At 41.8% G+C, this 22942-nt stretch carries 21 protein-coding genes and 1 other annotated feature; of the genes, 20 read left to right on the top strand and 1 reads right to left on the bottom strand.

What is annotated here, in order from left to right; translation table 11 throughout:
* Positions 1 to 113 precede the first annotated feature (113 nt).
* From C6344_RS08475 to C6344_RS08440, 8 genes are all read left to right on the top strand, one after another.
* Complete coding sequence (locus C6344_RS08475) at positions 114 to 584, top strand: hypothetical protein (RefSeq protein ID WP_060596906.1); 471 nt, start codon at positions 114 to 116, stop codon at positions 582 to 584.
* 18 nt (positions 585 to 602) lie between these two features.
* Positions 603 to 938, top strand: coding sequence for a DUF4288 domain-containing protein (locus C6344_RS08470; RefSeq protein ID WP_060596905.1), 336 nt, complete (start codon positions 603 to 605; stop codon positions 936 to 938).
* A gap of 275 nt (positions 939 to 1213) precedes the next feature.
* Complete coding sequence (locus C6344_RS08465) at positions 1214 to 1363, top strand: teichoic acid D-Ala incorporation-associated protein DltX (protein ID WP_024427820.1); 150 nt, start codon at positions 1214 to 1216, stop codon at positions 1361 to 1363.
* 14 nt (positions 1364 to 1377) lie between these two features.
* Positions 1378 to 2883 carry a D-alanine--poly(phosphoribitol) ligase subunit DltA gene (gene dltA / locus C6344_RS08460; protein ID WP_106039623.1) on the top strand — a complete coding sequence of 502 codons (1506 nt, stop codon included), beginning with the start codon at positions 1378 to 1380 and terminating at the stop codon, positions 2881 to 2883.
* Positions 2880 to 4064, top strand: a complete 1185-nt coding sequence (dltB, locus tag C6344_RS08455; RefSeq protein WP_060596903.1) for a D-alanyl-lipoteichoic acid biosynthesis protein DltB — start codon at positions 2880 to 2882, stop codon at positions 4062 to 4064. Before dltA ends, dltB begins: the two co-directional genes overlap by 4 nt.
* A gap of 21 nt (positions 4065 to 4085) precedes the next feature.
* A complete protein-coding gene (dltC, locus tag C6344_RS08450) occupies positions 4086 to 4322 on the top strand; it encodes a D-alanine--poly(phosphoribitol) ligase subunit 2 (RefSeq protein ID WP_024423191.1) in 237 nt (78 codons plus the stop codon).
* Positions 4322 to 5488, top strand: coding sequence for a D-alanyl-lipoteichoic acid biosynthesis protein DltD (gene dltD, locus C6344_RS08445; RefSeq protein ID WP_034661713.1), 1167 nt, complete (start codon positions 4322 to 4324; stop codon positions 5486 to 5488). The genes dltC and dltD overlap by 1 nt, the downstream gene beginning before the upstream one ends.
* Before the next feature lie 95 nt (positions 5489 to 5583).
* A complete protein-coding gene (locus tag C6344_RS08440) occupies positions 5584 to 6006 on the top strand; it encodes a YkvA family protein (protein WP_034661711.1) in 423 nt (140 codons plus the stop codon).
* A gap of 81 nt (positions 6007 to 6087) precedes the next feature.
* Here the strand turns inward: C6344_RS08440 and C6344_RS08435 are convergent, their stop codons facing one another.
* Entirely contained in the window at positions 6088 to 7131 is a 1044-nt protein-coding gene (locus C6344_RS08435; protein WP_066030584.1) for a lactonase family protein, read from the bottom strand.
* 432 nt (positions 7132 to 7563) lie between these two features.
* Here C6344_RS08435 and ilvE point away from each other — a divergent pair, with 432 nt between their 5' ends.
* The 12 genes from ilvE (at position 7564) to lonB (ending at position 22829) form a co-directional block, all read left to right on the top strand.
* A complete protein-coding gene (ilvE, locus tag C6344_RS08430) occupies positions 7564 to 8478 on the top strand; it encodes a branched-chain-amino-acid transaminase (RefSeq protein ID WP_003216381.1) in 915 nt (304 codons plus the stop codon).
* Positions 8479 to 8486: 8 nt separating this feature from the next.
* Positions 8487 to 8733 (top strand) — a binding site (T-box leader).
* 122 nt (positions 8734 to 8855) lie between these two features.
* Positions 8856 to 10580 (top strand): acetolactate synthase large subunit, encoded by a 1725-nt coding sequence (gene ilvB, locus C6344_RS08425; protein WP_060596901.1) that lies wholly within the window; start codon positions 8856 to 8858, stop codon positions 10578 to 10580.
* Positions 10577 to 11095: an acetolactate synthase small subunit gene (gene ilvN, locus C6344_RS08420; RefSeq protein ID WP_034661705.1), complete on the top strand. Its 519-nt coding sequence runs from the start codon at positions 10577 to 10579 to the stop codon at positions 11093 to 11095. Before ilvB ends, ilvN begins: the two co-directional genes overlap by 4 nt.
* An 18-nt stretch (positions 11096 to 11113) precedes the next feature.
* Complete coding sequence (ilvC, locus tag C6344_RS08415) at positions 11114 to 12142, top strand: ketol-acid reductoisomerase (protein ID WP_034661704.1); 1029 nt, start codon at positions 11114 to 11116, stop codon at positions 12140 to 12142.
* The gene (locus C6344_RS08410) at positions 12129 to 13682 is read left to right on the top strand and encodes a 2-isopropylmalate synthase (RefSeq protein WP_034661703.1); all 1554 of its coding nucleotides are present in this window, start codon (positions 12129 to 12131) and stop codon (positions 13680 to 13682) included. Before ilvC ends, C6344_RS08410 begins: the two co-directional genes overlap by 14 nt.
* Before the next feature lie 18 nt (positions 13683 to 13700).
* A complete protein-coding gene (gene leuB, locus C6344_RS08405) occupies positions 13701 to 14798 on the top strand; it encodes a 3-isopropylmalate dehydrogenase (protein WP_106031225.1) in 1098 nt (365 codons plus the stop codon).
* 40 nt (positions 14799 to 14838) lie between these two features.
* Positions 14839 to 16254, top strand: a complete 1416-nt coding sequence (gene leuC / locus C6344_RS08400) for a 3-isopropylmalate dehydratase large subunit (RefSeq protein WP_106048517.1) — start codon at positions 14839 to 14841, stop codon at positions 16252 to 16254.
* Between the two features lie 13 nt (positions 16255 to 16267).
* Positions 16268 to 16867, top strand: coding sequence for a 3-isopropylmalate dehydratase small subunit (leuD, locus tag C6344_RS08395; RefSeq protein ID WP_106072868.1), 600 nt, complete (start codon positions 16268 to 16270; stop codon positions 16865 to 16867).
* A 125-nt stretch (positions 16868 to 16992) separates the two neighbouring features.
* The gene (ddcA, locus tag C6344_RS08390) at positions 16993 to 18000 is read left to right on the top strand and encodes a DNA damage checkpoint antagonist DdcA (protein WP_060596898.1); all 1008 of its coding nucleotides are present in this window, start codon (positions 16993 to 16995) and stop codon (positions 17998 to 18000) included.
* Between the two features lie 239 nt (positions 18001 to 18239).
* The gene (gene tig, locus C6344_RS08385) at positions 18240 to 19514 is read left to right on the top strand and encodes a trigger factor (RefSeq protein WP_060596897.1); all 1275 of its coding nucleotides are present in this window, start codon (positions 18240 to 18242) and stop codon (positions 19512 to 19514) included.
* 251 nt (positions 19515 to 19765) lie between these two features.
* A complete protein-coding gene (gene clpX, locus C6344_RS08380; protein WP_012010785.1) occupies positions 19766 to 21031 on the top strand; it encodes an ATP-dependent protease ATP-binding subunit ClpX in 1266 nt (421 codons plus the stop codon).
* 136 nt (positions 21032 to 21167) lie between these two features.
* The gene (lonB, locus tag C6344_RS08375; protein ID WP_012010784.1) at positions 21168 to 22829 is read left to right on the top strand and encodes an ATP-dependent protease LonB; all 1662 of its coding nucleotides are present in this window, start codon (positions 21168 to 21170) and stop codon (positions 22827 to 22829) included.
* Positions 22830 to 22942 lie beyond the last annotated feature (113 nt).

Below are 22942 nucleotides of genomic sequence, written 5' to 3'. Positions count from 1 at the left end.
TTAATATAAAACAAATTTTCTTAAATTTACCTTAAAATTGTTGAAAATCTAATTAATATAATATAATATCTTTATTCAAGTAAATTTCTAATAAACTATAAGGAGTATTTAACATGATGAAAAAAATAATTTCCACACTATTAGCTCTATCCGTATTTACCTTTGTTTTACAAGCACCAGCAAAGGCATCAGAAAATGAAACTGTTGTAATTAACACAAATGATTTTGTATCATCTGAAGGAGAATTAAATCCTGATCAACTTGCAGAAACTAAATTTGCCATCCCACTTCCTTTCTTCTTTATTCCAGGGTTAGGACAAGCTGCAGTATTAGCAACTGGTGCTGTCATTGTAGGTGGTATGATATTTTCTTCAAACTCTTGGGAGGCTCAAGTTGTCAAACATCATAAAATGACAGCAGACCAATTCATCTCTAAGAATAGAAAAGGGTCAATCAGAAAAGAGTTTCCAAGTGAATACTTAAATAAAACGATAGAACAAATCAACAAAGACGCAAAAAAGGGAAAAAAGAATGCTAAAAAAGCTAAAAAACTGTTAACAGACAACAGATTTAAGAAAAAATGAAATGAAAGGTGATAATTTATGTACGATATTTATTCTGTAAAAGTTTTATTTGAATCAACAACTTCGCCACGATTAAGCCCTGAAAAAATATTTGAAGAGAGAATTTTTCTAATAAAAACAAAAAAACCAGATGAAATTGAAAGTATCATACACGAAAACTTTCCAGAAGAAACTTATGAAAATTCAGAGGGTGGAATGACTACTAACAAAGTAGTTGCAATTTTAGATACCTTTGAATTAGTAGATAATTTAGAAGAATCAGTACATCTAAAAGAAGTTTATAGTCGTTATCTTGTGTTTGATAAAGAAACGTCTCCAGAAGAAGCTATTGAAAGATATTCTCTAGATAAATAAAATTCGCACAAATTCAATGTAATTGAAATCAAAGCCATCTAGGCAAACTAGGTGGCTTTTGCATTTATTCGACAGCTTTCAGCAATTTTAAGGCAAATTTAAGCTCGAATTTCATTTCAAATACATTAAATCTTTGTTACAATAAGACAGCTTTGCCTAAAGACACGCTTATCGATTCGACATCTTTTTTCATCATTTCTTAAAATTTTTATGTTTTGGTATGAAACTCTTTTAATGATTCATGCGTCTCTATAAGTGTCAAAAGAAAAGAGGTTATCAATATGCTATTCAAAAAGCTATCAGAAAATAAGTCTGTAAAATGGATAGGATATACGAGTTTTTACTTACTTATTTTGCTATTATTGTTCTTTATTTACGGATTCCATACAGCAAATACGGGATCATTCATTTACAACGATTTTTAATTGGAGATTAAACTATGAAACTATTACACACGATTCATGAATACCAACAAACGAAACCAACACAGCCAGCATTTGTTTCTCAACATGCTTCGATCACATATGATGAGCTTTGGCATCTATCAGACCAAATGGCTGGTGCGATCGATGCAGTCGCAACTGGCAGTGCACCTGTCATTGTATACGGTCATATGGAGCCAGAGATGCTGATTTCTTTCTTAGGTAGTGTGAAATCAGGCAGACCTTATATTCCAGTCGACATCTCAATCCCTGCCGAGCGTATCGTCTCAATTATTGAAAGCTCAAAAGCCAGTCTGTTGATTTGTGCAAATGAGCAGAATGTACTAGATGTAGAAGAACACATTGAAGTGAAAAGTGCGGCATCTCTTTTAGCTCTTGAAAAAGAAGCACCGCCATCCTCGCAGTGGGTTCAACAGGATGATGTTTTTTACATCATTTATACGTCTGGCAGTACCGGAAAACCGAAAGGCGTTCAGGTAACAGCCAATAATTTAGAAAGCTTTACAGAGTGGATGTGCCGAGACTTCCCAATTGGTGAGGGGCGCACATTCTTAAATCAAGCACCGTTTTCTTTTGACTTATCAGTGATGGATTTGTATCCAGCGCTTCAATCAGGCGGTACTCTGTACTGTTTAGTGAAAGATCTAGTGAATAAGCCGAAGGATATGTTTGCAGCACTTGGTCAATCTGACGTTGAAGTGTGGACATCAACACCTTCCTTTGTGCAAATGTGCTTAATGGACCCTTCCTTTACAGGGGAGCTTTTACCAGAGTTGAAAGTTTTCTTGTTCTGCGGAGAGGCACTTCCTGTATCTGTAGCAACTGCGCTCCTTGAGCGTTTTCCAAAAGCGCAGGTCTTTAATACGTATGGTCCGACTGAAGCAACTGTTGCGATCACATCGATTGAAGTCACGCAGGCGATTCTTGATCAGCACGATTCTTTACCAGTCGGCTACGCCAAACCGGATACAGATATCGTCATTTTAGATGAAGAAGGCAAGACCCTTCCTGATGGTGAAAAAGGGGAAATTGTCATCGTAGGGCCAAGCGTCACGAGAGGCTACTTAGGTGAACAAGCCTTAACGGATAAAGTGTTCTTTGAATACGAAGGACGCCCTGCTTACCGTACAGGTGATGCAGGTGTGGCGCAGGATGGTTTGATTACATGCCACGGTCGTCTGGACTATCAAATTAAGCTGCATGGATACCGGATGGAGCTTGAAGAAATTGAATATCATGTGAGCGAGACAACGTATGTCAATGCTTGTGTGATTGTGCCGTTCCAGCCAAACGGTCATGTGGAGTACTTAATTGCAGCCATTGTTCCAGCAGCGCATTCTTTTGAAAAAGAATATCAGCTGACAAGTGCAATTAAGAAAGAAATGGCGGATTCACTGCCTGCGTACATGATTCCAAGAAAGTTTGTCTATCTTGAGCAGCTGTACATGACGCCAAACGGGAAGGTTGACCGTAAAAGAATCGCGAAAGAGGTTCTTCTATGATTCCGTTTAGTTCATTCTTTTTCTTCATTCTAATTGGTGTTCTTCTTTTGCCGACGATCATTCTTGGTCTTCGCGGCAAAAGAATGCAGGGCTACAACATGTTTGCAACGGTTGTGGCGCTCGCGCTTATTTTCTCAAAGGATGCACATGGCGCATTGCTGCTCTTCTTGTTTACAGTGTGGCAAATCTTGATCATCCGCTTGTACCTTTCGTACCGGCTAAAGGCGAATCAAGCGTCTGTCTTCTATATGGCAGTGGTGGCATCTATTTTGCCGCTTGTGCTATCGAAGATTTTACCGTTCTTTTTAACTCATCAGCCGCATCAACCGCCGCCAATGAACTGGCTGAGCTTTTTAGGAATCTCGTACCTAACATTTAAAGGTGTCCAGTTAATTATCGAGACAAGAGACGGCTTGATTAAAAAGAAAATTCCGATTCATCGTTTGGTCTATTTCATTGTCTTTTTCCCGACGATTTCATCAGGTCCGATTGATCGTTACCGCCGGTTTGAAAAGGATATGGATACGCCGCCTGAAAAGGAAGCGTACAGTGATCTTCTATACGCCGGTATTCATAAAATTTTTATCGGCTTCTTATATAAGTTCATTATTGGTTATCTGATTCACACGTATATTCTCATGAATATTCATCACATTAGCAGCAGTCACTTTGTTCAACAGTTAACGTATATGTATGCGTACAGTATGTATTTGTTCTTTGACTTTGCTGGATATACAGCATTTGCTGTTGGTGTGAGTTATATGATGGGCATTAAATCACCAGAAAACTTTAACAAACCGTTTATCAGCCGGAACATTAAAGACTTCTGGAATCGCTGGCACATGTCCCTCTCCTTCTGGTTCAGAGACTACGTGTTTATGAGATTTGTGTTCTTTATGACAAAAAAGAAGTGGATCAAGAACCGTATGGCTGTATCAAATATTGGGTACTTTGTCCTCTTTCTATTGATGGGTGCTTGGCATGGTCTAGCACTTCAATATATTATTTACGGACTATATCACGCAGTTGTGATGTCCGGTTACAATTTATTTGAGAAATGGAATAAAAAGCACAAGTGGTGGCCGGATAATAAGGTCACAATGGTTGTGTCGATCATTATTACATTCCATGTGATTTGTTTCGGATTTTATATTTTTTCAGGAAAACCATTTCATCATTAATCATTAAGGGAGTAGAAAATTATGGAATTTAAAAATCAAGTATACGGTATTATTGCAGAGGTTTGTCAGGACGACGTTGTGAAAGAAAATCCAGAGATTGCAATTTTTGAAGAAGGTCTTCTAGATTCATTTGGTACAGTAGAACTGCTTATGGCAATTGAAAGTCAGCTCGGAATCACTGTTCCGATTACAGAGTTCGATCGTGATGTGTGGGATACACCGAATCACATTGCTGAGCAGCTGGCAGAGATGAAGTAATGAAAAAGCGTTTTTTTGGGCCGCTTATTTTAGCGGCTGTTCTATTCATTGGTGTTCTTCTTGTACCAAATGCATGGCTCTCACATCTGATCCCAAAAGACAAATTACAAAAGTCAGCCACAGAATTAGATCCAGGGATGTTCCAGGGGCTTTATTTACAAGATGAAATGCTAAAAGATCCAACTTATTTGCCGATCTATGGATCTTCTGAACTATCACGTTTTGATCCATATCACCCTTCGAATTTCTTTCATGAGAATCCTCAAGGGTTTACACCTTATCTTATTGGAAAAGGTGGGTCACAATCATTAATTCATGCGATGAACTTCGCAGCGCATATGGATGAATTAAAAGGGAAGAAGCTTGTGTTTATCGTGTCCCCGCAGTGGTTTGTGAAATGGGGATCTGACGAGAATCACTTTGCACCGAACTATTCAGCGCTTCAAGCGCTTAATCTCGCTTATAATAAAGAAATTGATCCAGCTGTGAAAAAAGAGCTGATCAAAAGAATCATGACGTTTAAAGCTGTAAAGAACGACATGGTCATCACAGAACTTTTTAAAGCAGAGCTTTCTGGGAACAAATTCGCTTATGGCGCGATTTCTCCTATTGCAAAAATGTATTATGGCATGCTTCAAAAGAAAGACATGTACTATACAATTGGATCGGGGAAAGAGCGTAAGCTTCATCCGTCTCCTTCTGTCAAAGGAAAAACATGGACTGAGCTTGAAAAAGAAGCAAGTGTCTTAGGTGCGGAAAAAGCAGGCAACAACCCGTTTTATATTAATCAAAAACTGTTTGACCGCAAGCTGAAACCGATCATGAAAAAGATGAAAGATTCTCGTGAAGACCACTCTTATGCGGAATCACCAGAATACAAAGATTTTCAAATCATGCTGGATATTTTAAAACAGGCAGGGGCGAAGCCTTTGTTTGTGACGATTCCTGTCAATGGAAAATGGTATGATTATACCGGTTTCCCGAAAGAGGGGCGTACAGAGTATTATGAGAAAATCAATCGTCAAATTCGAGATAATGGGTATGAAGTCGCAGACTTGACTAAACATGAATACGATCCTTACTTCTTTAAAGATACAATTCATGTGTCTTATAAAGGATGGGTCTACATCGATAAGGCGATCGAAAAGTTTTACAAAGAGCAGTAGAATGCAGCAGCTTTCTGCTGCTTTTTGTTTGTCAAATTGGCGGATATCTTGTATAACGAAGGGAAAAGGGCTATGCTGTAGATGGAGGCGATATGATGAACCGTTCTGAGAAAAAAGAACTATTAAAGCGTTCGAAGAAGCATTTTAATGATCATGCCTTTTGGGAAAAGTTAAAAAAGACGGCACAAAAGGCTGGTGTCTCTCTTGTCTATGCTGTGCTATTACTTTACTATACATTGCAAAAACCCGAAGTGCCTGTCAAAGCAAAAACCCTTATTATTGGGGCACTCGGATACTTTATCCTTCCTATTGACCTCATCCCTGATACATTGATTGGTGTCGGCTACACAGATGATTTAGGAGCGATCACATTTGCTCTGCTCCAAGTAGCGATGTACATTGATGATGATGTGAAAGGAAAAGCGAAGGACAGGCTGTCAAAATGGTTCGGTGAAAAAACCGATACGTCTCTTATTGATCAAAAGCTTGAAGATGGCGGGATGCCGTCTGCACGCTGAAAAGAAGACAAATGGCTAAAATAAAGTTCATTTTAGCCATTTGTCAACAAGCTGAAGCCTCCAAAACGGAGGCTTTTTTCATTATCCTAAAAATTTCACGCAAACTGGATGAGGAACAGTGATGTCTGATTGTAAGACAGTGAGTCGTCCTGTTTCTTTGTCGCGTTTGTATAACACTAGGTTGCTAGATTCTTGGTTTGAACCGACGAGGAATTCTTCAGTTGGATCAAGCACAAAGTCTCTAGGCCAGTTTCCTTCAGATGAAGCAATCTCGACAAGACTTAATTGGCCGTCGGCGTCTGCTTTAAAAATCGCAATGCTGTCATGACCGCGGTTTCCTGCATAAACAAATTGCCCGTCTGAAGAGACGTGAATGGCACTGCCTTGATTGTTCTCTGTAAAGTCGCTTGGAATGGTTGCGATCGTTTGGATCTCTTCGAAATGACCATCTTCAAAGTAACGAAGCACAATCACCTCTGAGCTTAGCTCTGTCATCACATATGCCACAGGTTTCGTTGGATGGAATGTGATATGGCGAGGACCGGTGCCTGGTTTTGTTTCAAATGTATGAGCAAGCTCGAGTTTGCCGCCCTCTTTCTTATACGTATAAATGCCATCTGTCCCAAGGTCAACAGCCACTGCAAATTGTTCATCTGGTGTCAGACCCATAAAGTGAGTGTGCGGTTTTTCCTGACGGTCTTCGTTTGGCCCAGTTCCTTCATGCTGCGCCTGTGACAGCGTGCGGATGACTGAGCCATTTTCAGCATCGATTTCATACATCTCTGCTGTTCCTTTATGATAGTTTGCTGTAAAAGCTGTTTTTGTTTGATTGTCCACGCTGACGTGGCAAGGAGAAGCGCCATCGGCAAGCTCTTGGTTGATGAAACGAAGTGTGCCGGTTTCTGCATCAATTTGATACGCAGCCACGCCGCCCTGTGATCCTTCTTTCACAACAGAATACACAAATTTTTGAGAATCTGAGACGGTTAAATATGTAGGATTTTCAAGTTCAGCAGCTACTTTTACTTGTTCGATCTGCTGCTTGTCCGTATTTAATGTAAAAGTATAAATGCCTTTACTGTCTCCCTTTGTATATGTTCCGATATAACCTCTGATGTTAGCCATGTATTGCCCTCCTTCTATAAGATGCTCTCATTCTATCATAAATTCATAGGAAAACGCTTTAGAAAGGCATGCCGATAGAAAATCAAAAGCGTTGAAATCTACCAGTATTCATTAAAAACGATGTGAAAAAATATGACAAACGTTTTCTCAAAAGAAAAGCGTTCAGGTAAAGTAAATAAATTGAAGAAAAAATACAAAAAATTTTAAGTTTTTTCATTCCTTGTCTAGCAAAGGTGTAAGCGTATACATTTAATTTTGATTAGTCTAAATTGTCTAATAATTTTAAAAATGCTGTTGACACTGTATGGAAAGCGGCGTAAGATGGGTTCAACAAAAGCTAAACAAACACGCAGAGCAAGCGTGAGAGGCTTCAATAAAAAGTGTCTGAAAATTCAACTACTTTTTGCTTGAAAGAGAGGGTGCTCACTGAAAATGGAAGACCAAAAGGAACAGTGGATCTTTTTAAACGATGAACTCGTGAAAAAAGAGGATGCAAAAATTTCAGTTTATGATCATGGCTTCTTATATGGTGACGGTGTGTTCGAAGGGATACGCGTGTATAACGGAAATATCTTTCGAATGAAAGAACATTTAGACCGCCTGTATGATTCCGCCAGATCCATTATGCTGAACATTCCATATTCACTTGAGGAACTCACGGAAAAAATGATTCATACAGTTGAAAGGAACGGCCTAAAGGATGCCTATATTCGTCTTGTTGTCTCAAGAGGAGCTGGTGATCTTGGTTTAGATCCAAACAACTGCGGGAGAGCCAACACAGTGATCATTGTAGAGCCGCTGGCCATCTTTCCAAAGCACCTATATGAAACGGGTATTGATATTGTAACGGTACCGACGAGACGAAATCGTCCCGATGTACTGAGCCCAAAAGTGAAATCATTAAATTATTTGAATAACATCCTTGTCCGAATCGAAGCCCATATGGCCGGTGTGAGTGAAGCGCTGATGCTGAACGATCAAGGGTACGTGGCAGAAGGTTCTGCAGACAATGTGTTTATTTATAAAAAAGGTAAGCTTTATACACCGCCAGGTTATATCGGCGCTCTTGAAGGCATCACAAGAAATGCCATCATGGAGATTGCAGAAGACTTAGGCTACGAAGTGAAAGAAGAACCATTCACAAGGCACGATGTGTATACAGCAGAAGAAGTTTTTCTGACAGGAACCGCAGCCGAAGTGATCGCTGTTGTAAAGGTTGACGGCCGTACAATCGGTGAAGGGAAACCTGGGGTCCACACAAACAAACTTCTTGAACAATTCCGCAAGCGAGTGGTTGAAGAAGGAGAAAAAGTCGTATTTACAGATGAAAACATTCACGCAAGCTAAATAGATATCGATAAACGTTGAAGAGGACTAGTAGCTTTAGAGTCAGTATCTACAGAGAGCCGGTGGTAGCTGGAAACCGGTGTTACTTTCTAAAGTGAACTCACCTCTGAGTGTCTGCTTGAAATGATAGTAGGGCAGACCGAGTGACATTGCTCACTCGTTACCAAAATGGATGAAAGATGTCCATGAGACGGCAGCATATTTTGCCGTGAACAAGGGTGGTACCGCGAAAAACAAAGCTTTTTCGCCCCTTTGACCTAGTGAAAAGTAGTGTCATTGTGGGGTGAGAAGGCTTTTTTATATGGTCTAAAATCTCGATCTTGAATAGAAAAGGGTGAAAAGACTTGACTGAAGCAAGACAAAGAGGAGGAAATCAAATGGGGACAAATGTACAAGTGGAGACGGAAACATCTAAAGCACCACAAACGATGAACGGTGCACTCATGTTAATTGAAGCACTCAAAAGAGAAAAAGTAGAAGTCATTTTCGGATATCCAGGCGGAGCGGTTTTACCGATCTACGATAAAATTTATGATTCTGGTTTATTTCATGTCCTGCCAAGGCATGAGCAGGGAGCGATTCACGCAGCAGAAGGATACGCAAGAGTATCTGGCAAACCGGGTGTTGTCATTGCGACATCAGGACCTGGAGCTACAAACCTTGTCACAGGAATTGCAGATGCAATGATTGATTCACTTCCTCTTGTTGTCTTCACAGGACAGGTGGCAACCTCAGTTATTGGATCGGATGCTTTCCAGGAAGCAGATGTGCTCGGCATCACAATGCCAATCACAAAGCACAGCTACCAAGTAAGAAATCCAGAGGAATTACCGGGTGTCATTAAAGAGGCGTTCCACATCGCAACAACAGGCAGACCTGGTCCAGTCTTGATTGATATTCCAAAAGATGTGGCAGGCATTGAAGGAACGTTTGAATATGATCAGCCAATTGATTTACCTGGTTATCAGCCAAAAGTCGAGCCGAACTATTTGCAAATTCGCAAATTAGTAGAAGCTGTAAGCAGAGCGAAGAAACCAGTCATTCTAGCAGGAGCTGGCGTTCTTCATGGCAAAGCATCTGAAGAATTAAGGCAGTATGTAGAGCAGCAGCAAATCCCAGTCGCTCATACACTGCTTGGACTTGGCGGATTCCCAGCAAAGCATCCTCTATTTCTAGGGATGGCTGGTATGCATGGCACATATGCGGCGAATATGGCCCTTCACCAATGTGATCTGCTCATTTCAATCGGTGCAAGATTTGATGACAGGGTAACTGGCAACCTCAATCACTTTGCGAAACATGCGAAGGTAGCACACATTGATATCGACCCGGCGGAAATTGGCAAGAACATTCATACCCATATCCCGGTTGTTGGAGACAGTAAGCTAGTCCTTGAAGAGCTGATCAAGCAAGACGGGAAGCAAGGGGAATCAGACAAATGGAAAAACCAATTAGATCAGTGGAAGGCAGAATATCCGCTCTGGTACGTTGAAAACGAAGCAGAGGGCTTTAAGCCTCAAAAGCTGATTGAATACATTCATCAATTCACAAAAGGTGAAGCCATTGTGGCAACTGATGTCGGACAGCATCAAATGTGGGCAGCTCAGTTCTATCCATTTGAAAATGCAGATAAGTGGGTCACATCTGGCGGCCTTGGTACGATGGGCTTCGGTTTACCGGCAGCCATCGGCGCTCAGTTGGCTGATCAAGAGGCAACGGTTGTGGCGATTTTAGGAGACGGAGGTTTCCAAATGACCTTGCAAGAACTTGCCGTTATCCGTGAGCTGAACCTTCCAGTGAAAGTGATTGTTCTGAATAATCACAGCCTTGGAATGGTAAGACAATGGCAAGAAATTTTCTACGAAGAACGCTACTCATATTCTAAATTTTCAGAGCAGCCAGACTTCGTTAAATTATCTGAAGCTTATGGCATTAAAGGAATCAGAATCTCATCAGACGAAGAGGCGAAAGAAAAGCTTGAAGAAGCGTTAACCTCTAGAGAGCCTGTTTTCATCGATGTCAATGTAGCGAGAGATGAAAAAGTATTCCCGATGGTCGCACCGGGGAAAGGACTTCATGAGATGGTGGGGGTGAAACCTTGAAAAGAATTATTGTGTTGACTGTATTAAATCGATCAGGCGTACTGAACCGAATCACTGGCCTTTTTACCAAAAGACACTACAACATTGAAAGCATTACGGTCGGCCATTCTGAGATTCAAGATGTATCACGCATCACGTTCGTCGTCCATGTAGACCAAGAGAAAGACATCGAACAGCTGACAAAACAGCTGAACAAGCAAATTGATGTTCTCAAAGTAACAGACATTACAAACCAATCAATCGTTCAGCGAGAGCTGGCTTTGATAAAAGTCGTTTCTGCACCGGCATCTAGAATGGAGATCACAGGGGTCATTGAACCGTTTAGAGCTTCTATTGTAGATGTAAGCAGAGAGAGTGTCGTCATTCAGGTGACAGGTGAGTCTTCAAAAATTGAAGCACTCATTGAATTACTTAAGCCATACGGCATTAAAGAAGTCGCCAGAACTGGCACCACGGCCTTTGCGAGAGATAATCAGCAAAAGCCGCAATCAAATAAAACAATTTCAATTGTCTAAACAAAAGGAGAGAGTCAAATGGTAAAAGTATATTATAACGGTGATATTCAAGAAAACGTATTAAATGGTCAAAAGGTTGCTATCATTGGGTATGGATCACAAGGTCATGCACATGCATTGAACTTAAAAGAAAGCGGCGTAGATGTGATCGTCGGCGTGAGAAAAGGCGGATCTTATACAAAAGCACAAGAAGACGGCCATCAAGTATTCACAGTAAAAGAAGCGGCAGCACAAGCAGATGTCGTCATGGTACTACTGCCAGATGAGCAGCAAAAGAAAGTATATGACGAAGAAATCAAAGATCAATTAGAAGCAGGCAACTCACTTGTTTTCGCACACGGATTCAACGTTCACTTCCATCAAATTGTTCCTCCAAGTGACGTAGATGTGTATCTTGTGGCTCCAAAAGGTCCAGGACATCTTGTGAGAAGAACATATGAACAAGGCGCTGGTGTACCTGCCCTATTTGCTATCTATCAAGATGTATCTGGCCAAGCGAAAGACAAAGCACTTGCTTATGCAAAAGCAATCGGCGGAGCAAGAGCAGGCGTCCTTGAAACAACATTTAAAGAAGAAACGGAAACGGATCTATTCGGTGAGCAAGCGGTCCTTTGTGGAGGTCTTACTTCACTAGTGAAAGCAGGTTTCGAAACGTTAACAGAAGCTGGTTATCAGCCAGAGCTTGCATACTTCGAGTGTCTGCATGAACTGAAATTAATTGTTGACCTAATGTATGAAGAAGGATTAGAAGGCATGAGATATTCAATCTCTGATACAGCACAATGGGGTGACTTCGTATCAGGACCACGCGTTGTGGATGCAAACGTAAAAGAATCTATGAAAGCCGTCTTGACTGATATCCAAAACGGAACATTTGCAAAAGAATGGATTGTTGAAAACCAAGTGAATCGTCCACGTTTCAATGCGATCAATGCAAATGAAAATGAGCACCAAATTGAAATCGTCGGAAGAAAGCTTCGTGAAATGATGCCTTTCGTCAAACAAGGAAAGAAAAAGGAAGCGGTGAGCGTCGGTGCGGAAAATTAATTTTTTTGACACAACACTTCGAGATGGAGAGCAATCACCAGGAGTGAACTTAAATGCACAAGAAAAGCTAATCATTGCAAAGCAGCTTGAGCGCCTTGGGGTTAATATCATTGAAGCGGGTTTTCCCGCTTCATCCCGAGGGGATTTCTTAGGCGTACAAGAAATTGCTAGAACGATCAAAAACTGTTCAGTTGCTGGTCTTGCACGATGTGTGAAAGGTGACATCGATGCTGCATGGGAAGCGTTAAAAGATGGAGTGGAACCAAGAATTCATATCTTTATCGCTACTTCTGATATTCATCTGAAGCATAAACTAAAGAAAACACGTGAAGAAGTCGTAGAACAGGCTGTCTCAATGGTGAAATACGCGAAAGAACGTTTTCCGGTTGTCCAGTGGTCCGCAGAAGATGCGTGTCGTACAGATCTAGCTTTCTTAGCAGAAATTGTAGAGAAGGTCATTGACGCTGGGGCAAGTGTCATTAACTTGCCAGATACAGTTGGATACTTAGCGCCAAAAGAGTACGGCAATATCTTTAAATATATGAAGGAACACGTTCCAAATATCGACCGCGTCAATTTGTCTGCTCACTGTCATGATGATCTAGGAATGGCTGTAGCAAACTCACTTGCAGCCATTGAAAATGGAGCAAATCAAATTGAAACAGCTGTTAACGGAATTGGAGAACGTGCAGGGAATGCCGCTTTAGAAGAAATTGCAGTCGCTCTTCATATTCGAAAAGACTTCTACCAGGTCGAATCAACGATTCAATTGAATGAAATTAAGCGTACAAGTGATGTAGTGAGCAAATACTCAGGAATGATTGTACCGCGCAATAAAGCAGTCGTTGGCAACAACGCTTTTGCACATGAATCAGGTATTCACCAAGATGGTTTCCTCAAAGAAAAAACAACCTATGAAATCATATCTCCAGAGCTTGTCGGTGTGACAACAGATGTACTTGTCCTTGGGAAACACTCCGGAAGACATGCGTTTAAAGACCGTATGAAAACGCTAGGCTTTAAACTAACAGAAGAAGAAATCAATAAGTTCTTCGAAACCTTCAAGAACTTGACGGAGAAGAAAAAAGAAATCACTGATGATGATTTGATCTCTATTATATTAGAAGAAAAAGTAGCAGACCGAAAAATTGGCTACGAATTTGAAAGTCTTCAAGTGCACTATGGAACAGAACAAATGCCAACAGCAACGGTCTCTCTGAAAAATCAAGAAACGCAGGAAGTCATTCAAGAAGCAGCTACAGGCGCAGGCAGTGTAGAAGCTGTGTACAACACGCTGGAGCGCTGTATGGAGGAAAGAATTCATTTGCTAGACTACCGTATTCAATCGAATGGAAAAGGCAGAGATGCACTAGCGGAAGTATATGTCACTGTTTCAATAGAAGGAAAAGAAACAGCTGGACGCGGTGTGGCGCAAGATGTGCTGGAAGCATCGGCGAAAGCCTACGTCAATGCAGTAAACAGGCATTTAATCTTTAAATCAAATCTCATTGAAATTGAGAAACATCACGCGATTTCATAGGAAAGGAGGTAGGTTCTCATGAAAAAGAAAATTGCACTTTTGCCCGGCGATGGAATCGGACCGGAAGTTGTGACATCAGCGGTCGCTGTCCTCAAAGAGACAGCGGCTCAATTTCAACACGAATTCGAATTCGAAACGGCGCTCATTGGCGGTATCGCAATAGATGAAAAAAACAATCCGCTCCCAAAAGAAACGGTTGATGTATGCAAGAGCGCTGATGCGATTTTATTAGGAGCAGTCGGCGGACCAAAATGGGATCAAAACCCGCCAGAGCTTCGTCCGGAAAAAGGCTTGCTCGCTATTCGTAAACAACTGGACTTATTTGCAAACATCCGTCCTGTCAAAGTGTTCGATAGCTTAAGCGAGGCGTCACCGTTAAAACAGGATCACATTAGCGGAGTCGATTTTGTCATCGTTCGTGAATTAACAGGCGGTCTCTATTTTGGTGAACCAAGCGAGCGTTACACGGATGAAGAAGGAAAAGAAGCTGCGGTTGATACGCTTCTTTATACAAAGCAAGAGATTGTCCGTGTATTAAAAGAAGCATTCGACATGGCCTTAACGAGACGGAAAAAAGTAACGTCTGTGGATAAAGCGAATGTTCTTGCTTCTAGTAAACTATGGCGGGATGCGGTAGAAGAAGTGGCTTCTCAATATCCAGACGTCGAATATGAGCACATGCTCGTTGATAATGCCGCCATGCAGCTGATTTATAAGCCTGCTCAATTTGATGTCATTGTGACAGAGAATATGTTTGGTGACATTTTAAGTGACGAGGCTTCGATGATTACTGGGTCACTCGGTATGCTGCCATCTGCCAGTCTATCAAGCACCGGCCTCCATTTATATGAGCCGATTCATGGTTCAGCACCCGATATTGCGGGGCAAAACGTCGCAAACCCTCTAGCAACCATTTTGTCGGCAGCTAGCTTGCTTAGAACATCTTTTGCGTTAGAAGAAGAAGCGGCTGCAATAGAAGAAGCTGTGGAAGCTGTTCTTGCCTCTGGCAAACGAACAAAGGACTTATCGGCAAAAGAGGGAACGTATCAAACAACTGAAGACATCACTCATGCAGTTGTAGACGCACTCAAGCAGCGCGTGAAAACAATTGTATAAATAGAATCTTGTGGAATTAGGTAGAGGGAGGAAAAGGGTTATGCCTCGAACAATCATCGAAAAAATATGGGATCAGCACGTTGTCAAAAGCGGCGAGGGGAAACCAGACCTTTTATATATTGATCTGCACTTAGTGCATGAAGTGACATCACCTCAAGCATTTGAAGGATTAAGACAAAAAGGACGAAAGGTGAGAAGACCTCAAAACACGTTTGCGACCATGGATCACAATATCCCGACTGTGAATCGATTTGTGATCAAAGATGAGATTGCTAAAAAACAAGTGAGTGCTCTAGAGCGCAACTGTGCTGAATTTGGTGTCCGTCTAGCTGACCTTCACAGTGTAGATCAAGGGATCGTCCATGTTGTTGGACCGGAGCTTGGGTTGACACTGCCAGGGAAAACAATCGTTTGCGGAGATAGTCATACATCAACTCATGGCGCGTTTGGCGCACTTGCTTTTGGAATCGGTACAAGTGAGGTTGAACATGTACTTTCCACACAAACGCTTTGGCAGCAGCGTCCGAAAACATTAGAAATTAGAGTAGACGGAAAGCTGCAAAAAGGGGTAACGGCCAAAGATGTCATTTTAGCAGTCATTGGTGCGCATGGCGTGAAGTTCGGATCAGGTTATGTGATTGAATACACTGGGGAAGTATTCAGAAACATGACGATGGATGAACGCATGACGGTTTGTAATATGTCGATTGAAGCAGGCGCAAGAGCAGGATTGATTGCACCTGATGAAGTCACCTTTGAATATTGCCGCGGCCGCAAATATGCACCGCAGAAAGAAGACTTCGAAGCAGCGATTAAAGAATGGGAAGAACTTAAAACAGATCCAGGTGCAACCTATGATAAAACGATTGTTTTAGATGGGAATGAGATTTCACCAATGGTCACATGGGGAATTAACCCAGGAATGGTGCTGCCTGTAGATGCGTCGATCCCAGGACCTGAGGATTTTGCACAAGAGGATGATCAAAAAGAAGCGATTCGTGCGTACGAATATATGGGTGTTCATCCGCATCAGCGTATTGAAGATATTACGATTGAGCATGTGTTTATCGGCTCATGTACAAACTCAAGAATGACTGATTTACGCCAAGCAGCTTCTATGATAGAAGGACAAAAGGTAGCTGATCATGTCAGAGCGATTGTCGTGCCTGGCTCTCAAAGCGTCAAATTGCAAGCAGAAGAAGAAGGTCTTCATGAAATCTTCCTTGAAGCAGGATTTGAATGGAGAGAATCTGGCTGCAGTATGTGTCTTAGCATGAATAACGATGTGGTACCAGAAGGCGAACGCTGCGCATCCACATCAAACCGTAACTTTGAGGGACGTCAAGGAAAAGGTGCGAGAACGCATCTTGTCAGCCCGGCAATGGCTGCAATGGCTGCAATACATGGCCGATTTGTCGATGTCAGGAAGTTTAATCAAGAGAAAACAGTCGTGTAAGGAGTTGTCATAGATGGAGCCTTTAGTCACACACAAAGGGAAAGCCGCTGTGCTTAACCGTATCAACGTAGATACAGATCAAATTATTCCGAAGCAATTTTTGAAAAGAATTGAACGAACAGGATATGGCCGGTTTGCCTTTTTCGACTGGCGGTATTTAGCCGATGGCAGCCCAAATCCTGATTTCGAGCTGAATCAGCCGATTTATGAAGGAGCATCCATTTTGATCGCAGGAGAAAACTTTGGCTGCGGATCATCAAGGGAACATGCCCCTTGGGCACTTGATGATTATGGTTTCAAAATTGTCATCGCACCATCATTCGCAGATATTTTTCACCAAAACTGCTTTAAAAATGGGATGCTTCCGATTCGTCTTGATTATGATGTGTGGAAAACATTCGCTGCGTCATATGAGAACAAAGGGTATGATATGACGGTTGATCTGGAAAAACAGCAAATAGAAGATCATGAAGGGAATATCACTCCTTTTGATGTGGATCCTCACTGGAGAGAAATGCTCCTGAATGGCTATGATGAGATCTCATTAACTTTACTACTAGAAGATGACATTCAAGCATTTGAAGATAAGCGCAGCAGCTGGCTGCGTGCGTAAACAACAAGAAGCCGTCCGCCCGAGGTGTGACGGCTTCTTTTTTGCATGAAAACCTCTCGTTACTTGTGTTTACTAACCTTCGTTGGTAAACTGATAAAAAATATGCGCCCGAAAGGAACGTAAGCATGAAACATGACAAGAAGAAAGATAATGTCATTTTGTTTCCTGGTCTGAAAGAAAGACTGATTGAAAAAGGAATGGCAGCATTAAAAGATAAACAGTATCAAGAGGCGCTTCACTTGTTTTCAGAAGCGAAATCTTATGATGACGATGAAGAATCCGATATTCACCTCGGCATGGCGATTTGTTTTCTGGAGCTGGGCGAGCTGCAGGATGCAAAGCGTGTTTGTGAAAAGATGCTGCATGAGGGATATGGTCATTACTTCACCGTGCTTCAAGTGTATATGACGATTTTAATTCAGCTGAAAGAATATGAAGAAGTGAAGCAGACAATTGAGGCAGTACTTGAGGAAAACCACCTTCCAGCAGAAAGCGCGGAGCATTTTTACAAGCTGCTCGAATTTAGTAGAAAAATGATTGAATCGCCTGAACAGATTTTAGATGAAGATGAGGAGGACGGCGGCGAAATCAATATAGATGATATGCTTGAGCGGCCAGAAGAGCAGGTGCAGTTCATCCATTCGTTGAAAGACCGGAACATCACACCACACATGGGTCTATTAAATACGATCTTACAAAAGCCTGATGGAAACCCTTTGGTCAAATCATTAATCCTGCAGCTTCTGTCAGATCATGATGTGGCAAAGCCGGTTCATGTGACGAAATTCGGTGATTCTTTAACGCTTGTTCCTTCTGAGGCTGTTAAGCCAGAGCAGATGCCGCTACTTCAGCAAGTCCTTCGTAAGCTCGATGACACACTCGGCAATGAGAACCCAACCCTTTACCAAGGCGTGGAAGAGTTATGGCGCCGGCACTTATTTGTGCTTTATCCATTTCTTCCTAAATACACAGATCCGAATCTTTGGGCAGCAGCACTTCATAAAGTCGGCTATGAAATGCACGGGATTGAGATTGACCTCGAAGAATTGCATCTATTGTATGAATTTAATGAACGAGAGCTGAGAGAAGCTTGCACAATGCTGAAAGATATTGAAGAAATTTCTTATTTGTAATTTGTCGATTTAGTTGAAAGACGGACTTGTTATGTTATAATATAATGGTTGTATTTGTGCATATATCGTGCAGTTGTAGATTCCAACGGTTGAAAGACGATATGTATAATCAAGTCAAATGTTGTATACATAATACCGCTTCTTGAGCGGCGTGCGTGGTTTTTGATTGGACGAAGTCTTTATGATGCTTTAGAATGTAACAACGCACAATCTGAATAGATTTTTGGAGGGAAACACACATGTCAGTAAAATGGGAAAAACAAGAAGGTAACGAAGGCGTCCTAACTGTAGAAGTTGATGCTGAAACATTTAACAAAGCACTTGATGATGCGTTTAAGAAGGTTGTCAAGCAAGTATCGATCCCTGGATTCCGTAAAGGGAAAGTACCACGTGGTCTTTTCGAACAGCGTTTTGGTGTAGAATCTCTTTATCAAGATGCATTAGATATTCTTCTTCCAGTTGAATATCCAAAAGCAATCGACGAAGCTGGTATCGAGCCAGTTGACCGCCCTGAAATCGATGTTGAGAAAATCGAAAAAGGCGAAAGCTTAATCTTCACTGCAAAAGTAACAGTGAAGCCTGAAGTGAAACTTGGTGACTACAAAGGTCTTAACGTAGAAAAAGACGACGCTACTGTCACTGATGAAGATGTACAAGAAGAGTTAAAAGGCATGCAAAACCGTCAAGCTGAGCTTGTTGTCAAAGAAGAAGGCGCAATCGAAAACGGCGATACAGTTGTGCTTGATTTCGAAGGATTCGTTGATGGAGAAGCATTCGAAGGCGGAAAAGCTGAAAACTACTCTCTTGAAGTAGGTTCAGGTTCATTCATCCCTGGTTTCGAAGAGCAGTTAGTTGGTCTTGAAGCAGGCGCTGAAAAAGACGTAGAAGTCACTTTCCCAGAAGAATATCATGCTGAAGACCTTGCAGGTAAACCAGCTGTATTCAAAGTGAAAATTCACGAAATCAAAGCAAAAGAACTTCCAGCACTTGACGATGAGTTCGCGAAAGATGCTGATGAAGAAGTAGAAACTCTTGCTGAACTAACTGAAAAAACGAAGAAACGTCTTGAAGAAGCGAAAGAAAACGAAGCAGAAGGTAAACTTCGTGAAGAGCTAGTGGAGAAAGCTTCAGAAAATGCGGAAGTTGACATCCCTCAAGCGATGGTTGACACAGAGCTAGACCGTATGATGAAAGAATTCGAACAACGCCTTCAAATGCAAGGAATGAACCTTGAGCTTTACTTCCAATTCTCAGGACAAGATGAAAATGCGCTGAAAGAGCAAATGAAAGAAGATGCTGCTAAACGCGTGAAATCTAACCTAACACTTGAAGCAATTGCTGCTGCAGAAAACTTACAAGTGTCTGATGAAGAAGTAGAAGAAGAACTTTCAAAAATGGCTGAAGCATACAACATGCCAATTGAAAATATCAAACAAGCGATCGGATCTACTGACGCAATGAAAGAAGATCTAAAAGTTCGCAAAGCAATTGATTTTCTTGTAGAAAACCGTTAATATGGTGCATAATAATAAAACAGGGCGCGAGTGACTCGTGCCTTGTTTTGTACAATTTTTGACTTATCATCGCTTCTTTTGGAAACGATAGTGTAAGTCGCATCTTTCTGTTATACATATCTCAATGTGCAGTGTTAGAAACACATCATTACCGTCTTTTAGGAAAGTATGGTAAAATGCATACATACTGGACCCAGAAAGGTAGCTGACTGTTAGCTACAGGCAAGTGAAGAAGAATAAGGGGTGAAAGAATGTTTAAATTCAACGAGGAAAAAGGTCAATTAAAATGCTCGTTTTGCGGAAAAACGCAAGATCAAGTGCGTAAACTGGTCGCAGGACCTGGCGTATATATATGTGATGAATGTATCGAGCTTTGCACGGAAATAGTTGAAGAAGAGCTCGGCACTGAGGAAGAAGTTGAATTCAAGGATGTTCCGAAGCCTCATGAAATTCGGGAGATTCTTGATGAATATGTCATCGGACAAGAAAATGCGAAGAAATCCTTAGCTGTAGCGGTGTATAACCACTACAAACGGATCAATTCCAACAGCAAGATTGATGATGTTGAGCTTTCAAAAAGTAATATCTCTATGATTGGGCCAACAGGAAGCGGTAAAACTTTACTTGCTCAAACGCTTGCTCGTATTTTAAATGTGCCATTTGCGATTGCAGATGCAACATCATTAACTGAAGCAGGTTATGTTGGTGAAGACGTAGAGAATATTTTACTAAAGCTGATCCAAGCAGCCGATTATGATGTAGAAAAAGCGGAAAAAGGCATTATCTACATCGATGAAATCGATAAAGTAGCAAGAAAATCAGAAAACCCTTCTATCACTCGTGATGTATCTGGGGAAGGTGTTCAGCAAGCACTATTGAAAATTCTTGAAGGAACTGTCGCTAGTGTACCGCCTCAAGGTGGACGTAAGCATCCTCATCAAGAATTCATTCAAATCGATACAACAAATATCCTCTTTATTTGTGGTGGAGCCTTTGACGGCATTGAGCAAATCATCAAACGCCGCCTAGGTCAAAAAGTCATTGGATTCGGTGCGGAAAATAAAATCGAAGATCTTGAAAAAGAAGTCCTTCTATCAAAAGTACTCCCAGAAGACTTGCTTCGCTTCGGTTTAATCCCGGAATTCATCGGTCGTCTACCGGTTATTGCAAGCCTAGAGCCGTTAGATGAAAAAGCACTTGTAGAGATCTTGACGAAGCCTAAGAATGCGCTCGTTAAGCAGTATACAAAAATGCTTGAGCTTGATGATGTAGAGCTTGAGTTTGAAGAAGATGCTCTTAGCGAAATTGCGAAAAAAGCAATTGAGCGTAAAACAGGAGCTCGTGGTCTACGTTCAATCATTGAAGGCATCATGCTTGATGTGATGTTTGACCTTCCATCACGTGATGATATTGAAAAATGTGTGATCACTGGTGCAACGGTTGCCGATGGCGAGTCGCCGCGTCTTGTGTTAAAGGACGGCACAGTCGTCAATAAAGATACGAAAACATCTGCATAAGGGTAGTCTCACTCCTGAATCTTTTTGATTCAGGAGTTTTTTATTTATCGTGGAAGTTGTGTTTATTCCGTCCAGCTCTAGGAAATACTAGCAGACAGAAACCAATACATACGATAGATGAAGGAGGGAGCACCGATTGAGCTGGACAGGAATCGTATTATTCATACAGCTGTTCTTTGGTATCGTCATCGGGCTGTACTTTTGGAACTTACTGCGAAATCAGCGCACACAAAAGGTGACGATAGACAAAGAGTCAAAGAAAGAAATGGAAGCACTCAGAAAGATGCGGTCAATCAAGCTGAGTGAACCTTTATCAGAGAGAGTCCGGCCAAAGGGGTTTCAAGATATTGTAGGGCAGGAAGACGGCATTCGTGCACTAAAAGCGGCACTATGCGGGCCGAATCCTCAGCATGTCATCGTCTACGGACCACCGGGAGTCGGTAAAACAGCCGCTGCCCGTCTTGTGATGGAAGAAGCGAAGCGTCACGCTGATTCACCGTTTAAGAAAGATGCGGTCTTTGTAGAGCTCGATGCCACAACCGCGAGATTCGATGAACGAGGCATCGCAGACCCGCTCATTGGTTCCGTGCATGACCCGATTTACCAAGGGGCTGGAGCAATGGGACAGGCAGGCATTCCGCAGCCAAAACAAGGAGCCGTCACACATGCTCATGGCGGGGTTCTGTTTATCGATGAAATTGGCGAGCTGCATCCGATCCAAATGAACAAAATGCTCAAAGTGCTTGAAGATCGGAAAGTCTTTTTAGACAGTGCCTACTACAGTGAAGAAAATACCCAAATCCCAAATCACATTCATGATATTTTCCAAAATGGGCTTCCGGCCGATTTTCGATTGATTGGTGCCACGACAAGAACGCCTGACGAAATTCCACCAGCGATCCGGTCAAGGTGTCTGGAAATTTTCTTTAAGGACCTTGACCAGCATGAACTGAAAATCGTCGCTGCCAAGGCTGTCCAAAAAATTCAAAAGGAATTAAGTGATGAAGGGCTGAACCTTTTAACATCCTATGTGAAAAATGGACGTGAAGCGGTCAACATGGTGCAGATTGCCGCTGGTATGGCTGTCACGGAAAACCGAAAAGACATCACGATCGAAGATGTAGAATGGGTCATTCATTCAAGCCAGCTGACACCAAGATATGAACAAAAAGTACCAGAAAAGCCAAAAGTGGGGGTAGTCAATGGACTGGCCGTTTATGGACCAAACAGCGGCGCCCTGCTTGAGATTGAAGTGAATATCTGTAAGGCGCTTGAAAAAGGCAGTATCAACATTACAGGCATTGCAGAAGAAGAAAGCATTGGCAATCAGTCGAAATCCATTAGACGAAAAAGTATGGCCAAAGGGTCAGTTGAAAATGTATTAACGGTGCTTCGAAATTTAGGCATTCGGACAAATGAATATGACATCCATATTAATTTTCCAGGCGGTGCCCCTATTGATGGACCGTCTGCTGGGATTGCTATGGCGACCGCGATCTTCTCAGCCATACATCAAATCCCGATCGATCATCTGACAGCCATGACGGGTGAAATCGGATTGCAGGGTCAGGTGAAGCCGATCGGCGGTGTGATACCGAAGATTAAGGCAGCGAAACAAGCTGGTGCCACAACCGTCATTATTCCTTATGACAACCAGCAGTCGATCTTAAAAGAGATTGAAGGGGTCACCATTGTGCCTGTGAAGCACTTCCAAGAAGTGCTGGATCAGTGTTTGGTCAACCCGCCAGACGAGAAGAAAGATGGACTAGAAGACGAAATGAAAAGAAAATCTGTTTAATCCCCATCACATATGGGGATTTTTTAGTGAAATAGATCTTTTTTTCTTTTTCATGATAAAAAGAAAGGGTATACTACGGTAAGATCAACATTTCTCAAGTCTTTTACATTGTA

The sequence above is a fragment of the Bacillus sp. GBSW19 genome (assembly GCF_002998655.1).
Taxonomy (GTDB): domain Bacteria; phylum Bacillota; class Bacilli; order Bacillales; family Bacillaceae; genus Bacillus.
This window is presented reverse-complemented; position numbering and strand designations above follow the sequence as displayed.